This window comes from Alteromonas aquimaris, assembly GCF_026183695.1.
In the GTDB taxonomy this organism is placed as follows: Bacteria; Pseudomonadota; Gammaproteobacteria; order Enterobacterales; family Alteromonadaceae; genus Alteromonas; species Alteromonas aquimaris.
Map to the genome: position 1 here is coordinate 496,522 of NZ_JAPFRD010000011.1, position 11,848 is coordinate 508,369.

Consider the following 11,848-nt stretch of genomic DNA (forward strand, 5'->3'; position numbering starts at 1 on the left):
AATGCCTTAATTTGCTAATCAAAGAGAGGGGTTGAAAAGTAACGTTCTGCGCCATCGGCGAGAATCACCACAATTGTTTTTGTTTTAAACGCCTCGTTTTTCACTAACTGCGCTGCCGCATGCAATGTAGCACCGGAGGAAATACCTACCGCCAGCCCTTCCAGGCGGGCTATTCTTTTCGCCGCCGCAATGGCGTCTTCATCACTCACCGTTATGATGTGATTTATAAGTTTTGTATCTAAGATATCAGGCACATGACCAGAACTTAATCCTTGTATGTTGTGCACTCCGCTTCTCCCGGCACTTAAGATGGGGCAGCTGGCTGGCTCTACCGCTACCACTTTCACTGACGGCTTATACTCTTTGAGCTTCCGGGCCACGCCAGTTAATGTGCCGCCGGTACCCACACCGCATACCAGTACATCTACCTTGCCCGCGCTATCCAGCCAAATTTCTTCGGCGGTAGATTCGCTGTGCGCTTCAGGATTAGTACTATTACCAAATTGATCCAGGCTTACCGCATGCGGATTTGCCGCTACCATTTCATGCGCTTTATCGATAGCGCCTTTGGTGCCTTTTGCTTTGGGGGTGGTCACGACCTTTCCGCCAAAGTGCTTGATTAATTTCTGTCTTTCAATTGACATGTGCTCAGGAATGACAATGGTAATGGGGATATTATACAGAGCACACAGCCAGGCACACGCCACACCATTGTTACCCGATGAAGCTTCAATAATTTCGGTTTTGTCGCAGAAGTCCGGTGATGTCATTAAATGTTTAAGCATCGCCATCGCTGGGCGGTCTTTGATGGAACCGGCCGGGTTAAAATACTCTACTTTGGCAAGCAAGTCGGCCTTAGTCTCAAGTTGTTTTTGCAGTTTACCCAAGCGGACCAATGGCGTTTTACCAATTGTTTCGGTGATGTGGTTAAAAATTTTGCCTTGTTGCTCGGTACTACTCAATTTCGATTGCGTGAAATCAAACATCTTTTATCTCTGATAGCTTGCTTTGGAACAATCATGCCATCCGCGAGATAGCATTTGTTGCTAAATACCGATGATTATCTACAATAGATTAAAATTTTAATCTATATGCGCGGCTGCAAATGAAAAATATTACCCTTGATAGAATTGATAAAGAAATATTGTCGTTCATTCAAGACGATGCTGAACGATCTGTGGCAGACATTGCCGACGCGGTAGGACTTTCGCAAACGCCCTGTTGGAGACGGATCCAGCGATTGCAAGCCGCTGATTTTATTAAAAAACGCGTGGGACTATTGAATGCACAGAAGTTAGGTCTGTCGATGACTGTCTTTGTGCAGGTAAAAGCGGCTCGCCACGATGGTCAATGGTTAGATAAGTTCGCCCAACATGCCTCGGGTTTCGAAGAGGTGGTGGAATTTTACCGCATGTCCGGTGAGTACGACTATTTACTTAAGGTGCTGGTGGCAGATATGGTGAGTTTTGATCACTTCTACAAACGTTTGGTCAACGGTATTGATTTAAATGACGTGACATCCAGTTTCGCTATGGAGCAAATTAAATATGCTACCGCCATCCCTTTGAATCACCTTTAAGACGCATTAGTGACACGGTTGTCTCCGTGTACGGTACAGTGTCTAATGTCTTCTGAAAGCGGGTGTTGTAAATTGGCTTGGCTGGGTGGATGGCATCTGGATAAGACTGCAGTATCTTTAGCTAAACACCGCTTAGTGGTCGTTTTATTACCGTAAGAATGTGTAGGAGGCCGAAAAGGGAATGAGGCTGTGCACGAGAGGAAAATCATAAAGAGCGAGGCGGACATTAAGGCTGCCACTCGGGACAGCCTTGTTTGCTGAATAAGCTTATTTACTGGCGAGAGTGCTACTACCCACCATGCTATCGACTAATTCGTGAACTTTTTCTTCTGCATCGATGAATTTGTCCAGACCATGTCGGCTAATGTAGGATGCCTGAGCAAGTCGATTCTTGTTCTCGCTATCGGTGATCCAGATATTTGCGTAACTCATGTAAAGCGCTAAATCCCAATTCCAGTGAGCGGTATAGAAGAGCACGGCCGGGCAGCTTTTTAACTCTTCTAAATTAACCTTAGGGTTCACTTCACCATGTTCCTTCACATAGGTTGCACTAACTACCTGACTATTTATTCCATTTTTATACAGTGCATCCTCCAAAGCGGTAAGAAAACCCGGTCTTACCTCCTCATGGTGAGCGATACACATTGAGTTTGGGATATCTCCTTCGAACGAAGTGATTTCTTGCTTTGCTGCGCAACCGGAGAGTAACGCGCCTGCGACAATCAGCCCTGATATCTTTATCTTTTGCATTTTTTTTATCCTGTTTGAATGCTTTTTATTAAAATACTCCCCCTGACGGAACCTCCTGTGTACCTCAGTTATGTGGCCGCGCTCTAGTCAGCCGCTGCACTGAGTAAACACGTCGAAAATGGGTGAGTATGGTGGTCAGCATCGTTAAATCATTTAACCGTAATGACCAGTTTGAATAGTAAAGGGTAGGGATAGCAGAGGCAATTAAAAAGTAAAAAGGGAGCGAAAATGCGCTCCCCCCAGGATTTATTTACACGCGTTCAAAAATGGTCGCAATGCCCTGACCCAGCCCAATACACATGGTAGCCAAGCCCACTGATTTGTCATTTGACTCCATCAGATTAAGTAGGGTGGTGCTGATACGCGCACCCGAACAGCCCAGAGGGTGACCTAAAGCAATAGCGCCACCATTGAGGTTCACATGGTCGTCATATTTATCCAGCCAGCCTAGCTGTTTAACGCATGACAGCGCCTGTGCAGCGAAAGCTTCGTTGAACTCAGCAATCTCAATATCATCCATGGTCATGCCAGCACGTTTGAGCGCTTTTTGCGTAGCAGGGACCGGACCATAACCCATGATCGCAGCATCACATCCTGCTACTCCCATAGCACGAATACGTGCGCGTGGCGTCAGGCCCAGTGCTTTTGCTTTCTCCGCCGACATTAGCAGCATCGCAGCGGCACCATCAGATATCGCCGAGGAGGTGCCTGCAGTCACAGTGCCGTTCACAGGGTCAAATACAGGGCGTAACGACGCCATGGTTTCAACGGTGCTGTCTGGACGAATCACCTCGTCGTGTTCAATCAATTTCAATACGCCGTCCGCGTCATGGCCTTCGGTAGCCACGATTTCATTGTTCCATCGACCTTCCAGATGCGCTTGATGCGCGCGCTGATGGGAGCGTGCACCAAATTCATCCTGCATTTCGCGCGTGATACCATTCTGACGACCAAGTAACTCTGCCGTCATACCCATATTACCCGACGCTTTCGCCGTATATTTGGCCAGAGCGGGGTGGAAATCGACATTAAAGGTCATGGGGACATGACCCATATGTTCTACACCACCGATCATGAAGATATCGCCATTGCCTGTCATAATGCCTTTGGTTGCATCATGAAGTGCCTGCATGGACGAGCCGCATAGACGGTTTACCGTTACCGCGCTGGTGGAGCGGGGAATGTCGGTCAACAGCTGTGCATTGCGAGCAATATTAAATCCTTGCTCTTTAGTTTGTTGAACACAACCCCAGATGATGTCTTCGATTTCTGCCGGATCTACTCCCGGGTTTCTGGCCAGTAATTGGGTCATTAAGTGAGCAGATAACGACTCTGCTCTTACATTACGAAATACGCCACCCTTGGAGCGACCCATAGGGGTACGTATGCAATCAATCACTACTACGTCTTTCATTGTCATTCTCCTAGGATTAAGCGAAATACGATTTGCCGTTGGCCGCCATTTCGCGGACACCGTCAGTTACTTGATAAATTGGCCCAAGTTCAGCATATTTATCTGCCATTTCAACGAACTTGTCTAATCCAATGGTTTCAATCCAACGGAAAATTCCACCGCGGAAAGGAGGGAAGCCCAGACCGTACAATAACGCCATATCTGCTTCAGCAGCGCTATCCACTATGCCTTCTTCCAGACAACGAATGGCTTCATTTGCCATCGGCACCATAAGACGGGCAATGATTTCCTCTTTGTCGAAATCACGGGTTTCCCCAACATGATCCGCCATCAGCGTATAGGCTTCGTCAGCAGCTGTTTTAGTGGGTCGACCCCGTTTGTCCGTGCTGTAATTATAAAATCCTTTCTGGTTTTTCTGGCCCAGACGCTCAGCCCGATATTGTAAGGCTACCGGATCATTTTCTATTTTTTGCATACGCTCAGGAATACCTTCTGCCATCACACCTGCAGCATGATCGGCGGTATCAATACCCACCACATCCAGAAGATAAGCCGGGCCCATTGGCCAGCCAAAATCTTTCTCCATTACTTTATCGACCGCCACAAAATCCGCACCATCCAGCATAAGCTTGCTAAACCCAGCGAAATAAGGGAAGAGCACACGATTAACCAGGAATCCAGGACAATCATTTACCACAATAGGGGTTTTACCCATCTTCATGGTGGTGGCGACAACCGTATTAATTGTGTCTTCCGAGGTGTCTTTACCGCGAATGATTTCGACTAATGGCATTCTGTGCACGGGATTGAAAAAGTGCATCCCACAGAAACGTTCAGGTTTATCCAAACTTTCTGCCAGCTGATTGATGGAAATGGTTGAGGTATTCGAACAAATGATGGCGTCCTCACCAACTGCTTGCTCTGTTTCCTTTAATACCGATGCTTTGACTTTGGCGTTTTCCACTACTGCCTCAATAACCATATCCGCATCTTTCAGCGCAGAATATTCTAGCGTAGGGGTAATGGCGTTCAGGGTTGCCGCCATTTTCTTAGGCGTCACCTTGCCTTTTTCCATGCCCTTGTGCAGAATTTTCGCCGCTTCTGATAAACCTAAGTCCAATGCGCTCTGGTTGATGTCTTTCATGACCACCGGAATGCCTTTGGCTGCGCTTTGATAAGCGATACCACCACCCATGATGCCGGCGCCCAATACAGCGTTCATTTTTACTTGTTGCTTAGCCGCCTTCGCACGCTTCTTTCCTTTACTTTTAACCAGCTGATCAGCCAGGAAAATCCCAATTTGCGCTTGAGCTGCATCGGTCTTTGCCAGTTTAACAAAACCTTCGTTTTCCAGCTTAAGTGCGCCTGCACGGTCTTGTGTTGCCGCATTTTTAACGGTTTCTACCATCATATGAGGCGCGGGATAATGCTTTCCAGCCTGGGCTGCAATCAACGCCTGGGCAGTAGAAAAGCTCATCATGGCTTCATTTTTATTTAACTTAAGTGCTGATGTTTTTGCTTTGCGTCGCGCCTGCCAGTCGATTTTTCCTGCAGCCGCATCTTTAAGCATCGCCATGGCAGCCTCGCGCAGTTTCTCTGGGGCAACCACTGCATCCACAGCACCTTCGTTCAATGCTTTTTGACCGTCTCTGTCTTTACCGGTAGTCATCCATTCTAATGCGTTGTCTGAACCGATAATGCGAGGCAGGCGAACCGTACCACCAAACCCAGGCATTAAACCCAGCTTCACCTCAGGCAGACCGATGCGGGCAGTAGTATCTGCAACTCGCAGGTCACACGCCAGGGTCATTTCGCAGCCACCGCCTAGTGCGAAGCCGTTAATCGCAGCAATGGATGGAAAGGGTAAGTCTTCGAAATGGTCAAAAACCTGTGAGGTTTTACCCACCCAGGCGAGAATTTCTTCATCTGATTTGCTAAACAAGTCGGTAAATTCAGTGATGTCGGCACCTACAATAAAGACAGGCTTTGCACTGCGAACTAATACCCCTTTAATACCACCATGTGAGGCCATTTTGGCAGCTGCATCATCTAACTCCTGCACGGTTTGGCGGTCGAATTTATTTACAGAACCTTCTGCGTCGAAGACTAATTCTGCAAAACCGTCGTCTGCAACCGAAACCGTCAGACTCTTGCCTTCATATATCATTATCATCTCCTTTGGCCTGGGCCAGGATGTAAACTCAATCTAATCGAGAGATTAAATCGTTGGTTATAGGGTGGCTAGATTTTTGACAATGCCACAGAAAATTTCAATCAAAAATTCAAACAAGTGTTTCAATTTGGTTGGTTATGGTGTTTGATTGATCAAAAATCAAGCTCGATATTGAAAAACTTCTCAGTATAATGGTATTTAAACCGATAAATAAAAACCTGTTCAGCTTAGCCTCGCAATAAGCAGCACACAAATAAATTAACGCAATAATCATAAGTGCTGCGCGACGATAATAAAGTTAAATTAATTCACGCTGACGTGTCAGGTTTCGGCTTAATATATTTTACTCACGTGCACTCACACGGATTTTGTCATCTAGAGCAACAGGTAACTATTTCCTGAAGGTTCTCTAATTTCTGCATGAAAAATGCAGCGTATTCTTTGTTTCAAAAATAAGGATGGCTCAATGGTAGTGAAGTTTGGTTTACTTAGTCGGCTCAGCTTGCTTAAAGCCTGTCTGCTTTTAATTGCCCCCGTGACAATGGCAACCACATTGTTACCCCAGGATGATCCCAGGCAAGCCCAGCGTGAGTTATTTCTGCAGACAGAGCGCGCCATCCAGTCGCTGCCTGTAAGCCAATTACACAAAGTGGAAAATAATATGACGTCGCTGTCATCCTATCCGCTTTATCCTTACCTTGTGCGCCAAAAATTATTCAGAAATATTTCTATTGCTAATCGTAGCGCGATTGAGACATTCTTGATGACCCATGACGGCCACCCTATTGTCTATTCGCTGCGGGCAAAGTGGTTGCGTTATCTTGCGAAAAATAAGCAAAAGTCCGCATTCCTGGCAAGTTATCGTGATGACATGGGCGCCGAGATAACCTGCTACTATCTTCAATATCAGCTAGCTGAAGCGACCAATCCGGATTACTGGTTGGAAAAAGTAGACACGATCTGGCTCAGTGATCGCTCACAACCTGATTCGTGTGATCCGGTTTTTAAACAGTGGAGCCAACAAGGGCGTCTTACTGAAGAAAAGTTGCTTGCGCGCATTGAACGCGCTGCATTATCTGGCAACGCTCAACTTGCCACTTACCTACAACGCCGCTTGCCACAAGAAAAACAATATTTGAGTCAGCTATGGTTGAAGGTACGTAACCTGCCCGCCAACGTAATGAAACCTTCTTTTTTCCCCATGTCGGTACCCGAGGTGGAATCACAGATCTTAGCTTACGGCTTGGAGCGTTTAGCATGGCAAGATTCAGAAAAAGCGGTTAAGGCGTACTACCTGTGGCAAAGCAAACTCAGGTTAACGGAAGATGAATGGGCCAACATTCATCGAGCCATTGCGCTAAGCCTGGCGATTGATAACAAGCCTGACGCGCTGGCCTGGTTAGAGCGGGCTGATGTTGCCGGCGCGGCCCAGGATGTCAAACGCTGGCACTTAGCCTATTTGTTGAGAAAACAAAACTGGCAAAAAGTGCTCGAATTAATCGAGCTTAGCCAACCCCATATTCAGCAACAGGATGCATTCAGGTATTGGCGGGCGCGGAGCTTTGCGCATTTAGGCGCGCCCCAGCAGGCCAAATCTACGCTTGAACAACTGGCTTCTGAGCGCAACTATTATGGTTTCATGGCTAGCGCACAGCTTGCTCAACCAGCAAGTCTGAAGCATATGGAAGCCCCGACCAACTCTGAAGCAATGAAAGATATTGAAGTGCGCCCTGCAGCACAACGGGCATTTGAGTTTTTACAATTAGGCCGCCTAATTGATGCCAGACGCGAGTGGCGCTATCTCATTTCGCAGCTGGATACGGCCATGGTTAAGGATGCTGCAGTACTTGCCAGTGAGTGGGGCTGGTACGATCAAGCTATTATCAGTTTTACCCAAAGTGGTTTTTTAGATGATGTAAAAAGGCGCTTCCCGCTAGCTTTCGCCCCTAAATTTTCCAGCGTAGGGCAAACGTACGATATCCCGCCAGCATTTGCGATGGCGATTGCGCGTCGTGAGAGTTCTTTTATGGTAGATGCCATTTCCCCAGCGGGCGCGACAGGGCTCATGCAACTTATGCCGGGAACGGCGCAATATCTGGTCGATAAAAAAATCAATCGAGCCGCACTAATCGAACCCGACCAGAATGTGCAGTTAGGCGTGCAATACCTGCGCTATCTGATGGATAAGCTCGACAACAATCCGGTATTGGTGTCAGCCTCATATAATGCAGGATGGAAGAAAGTCCTGAATTGGTTACCACGGGATGAAGCATTGCCTACGGATGTGTGGATAGAAAACATCCCCTATCGTGAAACCAGAGGCTATGTGAAAGCGGTGCTAGCCTATCGATATATTTACGAGCAGCAGTTAGGCACGCAGTCAGGGCTGTTTTCACAGCTATCCACTACCTCTATCCCGGCGCTGCCCAGCAAAGCATCAGGTCAAATGGCGACCAGTCTGCAATTAGCCCCTGAATAACAATTCTGGGTGCAGCAAGGGCAGGGGACATGTTAAGGTGGACGTATTGGTATGATCGGCGAACAGCCTGCATTGTTGATTTATTATTGAGGAAATATGACGCATATTACGCAACTTTATCAGGAGCATATTGCAACCTTACAAAGCCGCACTCGTGAAGCACTGGAAAGAGAAGGCCTGGAAGGTCTGATCATCCATTCAGGGCAAGGTAAGCGACTGTTTTTGGACGACAATCACTATCCGTTCAAGGTCAATCCTCAATTTAAAGCCTGGTTACCGGTGACGGATAACCCTAACTGTTGGTTGGTGGTTAACGGGGTAGATAAGCCTAAGCTTATATTTTATCGTCCGGTGGATTTCTGGCATAAAGTGCCCTCGGAACCCAGCGATTTCTGGACTGAATTTTTTGATATCAGTTTGCTCAAACACCCCGAAGAAGTTGAACAATTTCTGCCCTATGATAGACGCCAGTTTGCTTATGTTGGGGAATATCTTGAAGTAGCGAAGGCGCTGGGATTTGAACAGATTAACCCCGATCGCGTGCTGAACTATTTACATTATTATCGTGCCTATAAGACCGATTATGAACTGGAATGTATGCGCAAAGCGAATGATGCGGCGGTTGCCGGACATCAGGCCGCTGCGAACGCTTTCAAGGAAGGAGGCAGCGAATTTGATATAAACCTGGCCTATGCGAAAGCCAGCAGACAAGGTGAAAACGATGTCCCTTATACCAGTATCATTGCCCTTAACGAACATGCGGCTATCCTGCACTACATGCACTATGAAGTGGATGCGCCGAAGGAGCATCGTTCTTTTTTAATTGATGCTGGTGCCTCCTTTGCCGGATATGCTGCGGATATTACGCGTACTTATTGCAAACAACAAAATCATTTTGCCGAACTTATTCAGCAGGTAGACGCACTGACATTACAGCTTTGCGATCAACTTAAGCCTGGCGTAGATTATACTGAAATCCACTTGCAGGCCCATCAGGGCATCGGTGCGATTCTGGCAGAGACCGGATTGGTTGCTGGTTCGGCGGACGATATTGTTTCACAAGGTATCACCCGTACCTTTTTCCCTCATGGTATTGGACACTTTTTGGGTTTGCAGGTGCACGATGTAGGCTCCTTGATCAACGATGATCGGGGTACCCCACTACCCCAACCGGAAAACCACCCTTTCTTACGCTGTACCCGGCCCATTGAACCCCGTCAGGTCTTTACCATAGAACCGGGACTTTACTTTATTGAAAGTCTACTAGCTGAGTTAAAAGAGAGTGCTAACGGAAACCAGGTGAATTGGGAGCTGGTGGAAAAATACAAGCCTTTTGGCGGGATCCGGATTGAAGATAATGTAATTGTACATCGGGATCGCAATGAGAATATGACCCGGGAGCGAGGGTTAAAGTAGGCCGAGTCGCTTGGATGGCACGCGCCAGTGCCATCCCTCTTTGCAGGCGTTGGGCTTAGTTAGAGCGCTCTACCGATAGATGAGCAAGGGCGATTAGCGCATCTTTATAGGGTGAATCAGGAACCTTCTCAAGGCTGGCGATAGCACGCTCTGCTTCAGTATTTGCACAGGCCTTCGTATAGTCAATGGCTCCCGTCTCGTGCATGATGCTTTGGATCCGTTTGAGATGAGGTAAGCCGTTTGATTGTTCAATGGCCTCTCGAATCAATACCCGATCACTGTCGGTTTTGCTGTGCCACATGGCATATAACAAGGGCAGAGTAGGCTTGCCTTCGGCTAAATCATCGCCCGCATTTTTACCCATTTCTTCGGTTTCTGCCTGATAGTCTAAGATATCGTCGACTAACTGAAACGCAGTGCCCAGATGCTTGCCATAGGCTTGCATAGCCTGTTCGACCTGTGCAGACTGGTCTGTGATAACGGCAGCTAGCTGAGTGGCGGCTTCAAACAAACGGGCAGTTTTGCCGTAGATGACGTCAAAGTAACGTTGCTCGGTGGTGTCTGGATCGTTGCAGTTCATTAACTGTAACACTTCCCCTTCTGCAATCTGATTCGTGGCTTCGGAGAGGATTTCCATTACCCGCATACGTTTAAGGCTAACCATCATCTGAAATGAGCGGGTATACAGAAAATCACCTACCAAGACACTGGCCTGATTACCAAAAATAGCGTTTGCGGTTTCACGACCACGGCGTAAGGTCGATTCATCTACAACATCATCGTGTAACAAAGTGGCTGTGTGGATAAACTCTACGATCGCCGCTAACGTATGATGATCGGATGACTTGATTTGCATGGCGCGCGCAGCGAGCACACAGAGCAAAGGGCGCAAACGCTTACCGCCGCTGTTAACAATGTAAAAACCCAGCTGATTAATTAACGCAACCTCTGAATCCACTTGTTGCTGTATGATCGCATTGACGGCATCCATGTCATCTGAAGCCAGGGATCGAATTTGATCTATATCCATGTGTGTGTAATTAGCAGATGATTTAGTTTGTAACGATTGTACCTGAATTAGCACGTCTATCCAGCGGATAAACGTAAAAAGTCGTTCGTTCAAGAAAACATTGATATGCCACTGTTCAATATGGACATTAGCGGATTGGGGTGTGACTTATTACAAGCTAATGAGCGAGTTATCGTGCAGATTAGTGAGTCCGCCCACAGACTTCATAACGAATTTGCGGTAATTTGATGGAGCAGAATATGGCGGAAAGTAGCGATATGTGGGCAATTTGTGCGATGAGTGAAAAATAATCGAATTTTCTCAAAAGTGGGGTTGTGATCCAGGGATGTTTCACGTACAATTCGCGCCCTGTTTTTTGAATTAAAAGCGTCAGAGACGCAGAGCGGAGTTAGATATGTACGCGGTTTTCCAAAGTGGCGGTAAACAGCACCGTGTGGCTGAAGGCCAGACCGTTCGTTTAGAAAAAATCGAAGTTGCACCTGGAAAGAGTGTTGAGTTCGGTGAAGTATTAATGGTTAGCAACGGTGACGATGTTAAAATTGGCACTCCTTTCGTTGCTAAAGGTAAAGTGACTGCAGAAGTGATTACTCACGGTCGTGGCGAGAAGATTAAGATTGTTAAATTCCGTCGCCGTAAGCACTCACGTAAGCAAATGGGTCATCGTCAGTGGTTCACTGAAGTGAAAATTACTGGCATTAGCGCATAATAGGAGCACGAACACATGGCACACAAAAAAGCTGGTGGTAGTACCAAAAACGGTCGTGATTCAGAAAGTAAACGCCTTGGTGTTAAACGCTTTGGTGGTGAGTCAGTACTGGCAGGTAACATCATTGTTAGACAACGTGGAACTCGTTTCCATGCAGGCGACAATGTAGGTATCGGTAAAGACCACACTTTATTTGCACTTTCAGACGGTAAGGTTCAGTTCAACGTAAAGGGACCTAAAAACCGTAAGTTCGTGAGCATTGTTTCTGAGTAAGCAATTGTCACGCTAACCTGAACAGGTT

Annotated in this window: 10 protein-coding genes; 5 read left to right on the plus strand and 5 right to left on the minus strand. The window is 47.0% G+C overall.

Annotated elements, in window-relative coordinates; all coding sequences use genetic code 11:
- Nucleotides 1–14 precede the first annotated feature (14 nt).
- Complete coding sequence (gene cysK, locus OPS25_RS12365; protein ID WP_265618044.1) at nucleotides 15–986, minus strand: cysteine synthase A; 972 nt, start codon at nucleotides 984–986, stop codon at nucleotides 15–17.
- 119 nt (nucleotides 987–1,105) lie between these two features.
- On the opposite strand from cysK, the gene OPS25_RS12370 reads away from it, so the two are divergent.
- Nucleotides 1,106–1,579, plus strand: coding sequence for an Lrp/AsnC family transcriptional regulator (locus OPS25_RS12370; RefSeq protein WP_265618045.1), 474 nt, complete (start codon nucleotides 1,106–1,108; stop codon nucleotides 1,577–1,579).
- 267 nt (nucleotides 1,580–1,846) lie between these two features.
- Here OPS25_RS12370 and OPS25_RS12375 read toward each other — a convergent pair whose 3' ends face one another.
- From OPS25_RS12375 to fadB, 3 genes are all read right to left on the minus strand, one after another.
- Nucleotides 1,847–2,329, minus strand: coding sequence for an Sbal_3080 family lipoprotein (locus OPS25_RS12375; protein ID WP_265618046.1), 483 nt, complete (start codon nucleotides 2,327–2,329; stop codon nucleotides 1,847–1,849).
- A gap of 250 nt (nucleotides 2,330–2,579) precedes the next feature.
- Nucleotides 2,580–3,743 carry an acetyl-CoA C-acyltransferase FadA gene (gene fadA / locus OPS25_RS12380; RefSeq protein WP_265618047.1) on the minus strand — a complete coding sequence of 388 codons (1,164 nt, stop codon included), beginning with the start codon at nucleotides 3,741–3,743 and terminating at the stop codon, nucleotides 2,580–2,582.
- A 16-nt stretch (nucleotides 3,744–3,759) separates the two neighbouring features.
- Nucleotides 3,760–5,910, minus strand: a complete 2,151-nt coding sequence (gene fadB, locus OPS25_RS12385; protein ID WP_265618048.1) for a fatty acid oxidation complex subunit alpha FadB — start codon at nucleotides 5,908–5,910, stop codon at nucleotides 3,760–3,762.
- Between the two features lie 472 nt (nucleotides 5,911–6,382).
- Between fadB and OPS25_RS12390 the strand changes: the two genes are divergently transcribed.
- Nucleotides 6,383–8,395 (plus strand): transglycosylase SLT domain-containing protein, encoded by a 2,013-nt coding sequence (locus OPS25_RS12390; protein WP_265618049.1) that lies wholly within the window; start codon nucleotides 6,383–6,385, stop codon nucleotides 8,393–8,395.
- A gap of 96 nt (nucleotides 8,396–8,491) precedes the next feature.
- Nucleotides 8,492–9,811: a Xaa-Pro dipeptidase gene (gene pepQ / locus OPS25_RS12395; RefSeq protein WP_265618050.1), complete on the plus strand. Its 1,320-nt coding sequence runs from the start codon at nucleotides 8,492–8,494 to the stop codon at nucleotides 9,809–9,811.
- A gap of 55 nt (nucleotides 9,812–9,866) precedes the next feature.
- On the opposite strand, the gene ispB is transcribed toward pepQ, so the two are convergent.
- Nucleotides 9,867–10,841 (minus strand): octaprenyl diphosphate synthase, encoded by a 975-nt coding sequence (gene ispB, locus OPS25_RS12400; RefSeq protein ID WP_265618426.1) that lies wholly within the window; start codon nucleotides 10,839–10,841, stop codon nucleotides 9,867–9,869.
- Nucleotides 10,842–11,235: 394 nt separating this feature from the next.
- Here ispB and rplU point away from each other — a divergent pair, with 394 nt between their 5' ends.
- Complete coding sequence (gene rplU / locus OPS25_RS12405) at nucleotides 11,236–11,547, plus strand: 50S ribosomal protein L21 (protein ID WP_265618051.1); 312 nt, start codon at nucleotides 11,236–11,238, stop codon at nucleotides 11,545–11,547.
- Nucleotides 11,548–11,562: 15 nt separating this feature from the next.
- Nucleotides 11,563–11,820, plus strand: coding sequence for a 50S ribosomal protein L27 (gene rpmA / locus OPS25_RS12410; RefSeq protein WP_169210867.1), 258 nt, complete (start codon nucleotides 11,563–11,565; stop codon nucleotides 11,818–11,820).
- Nucleotides 11,821–11,848: the final 28 nt, after the last annotated feature.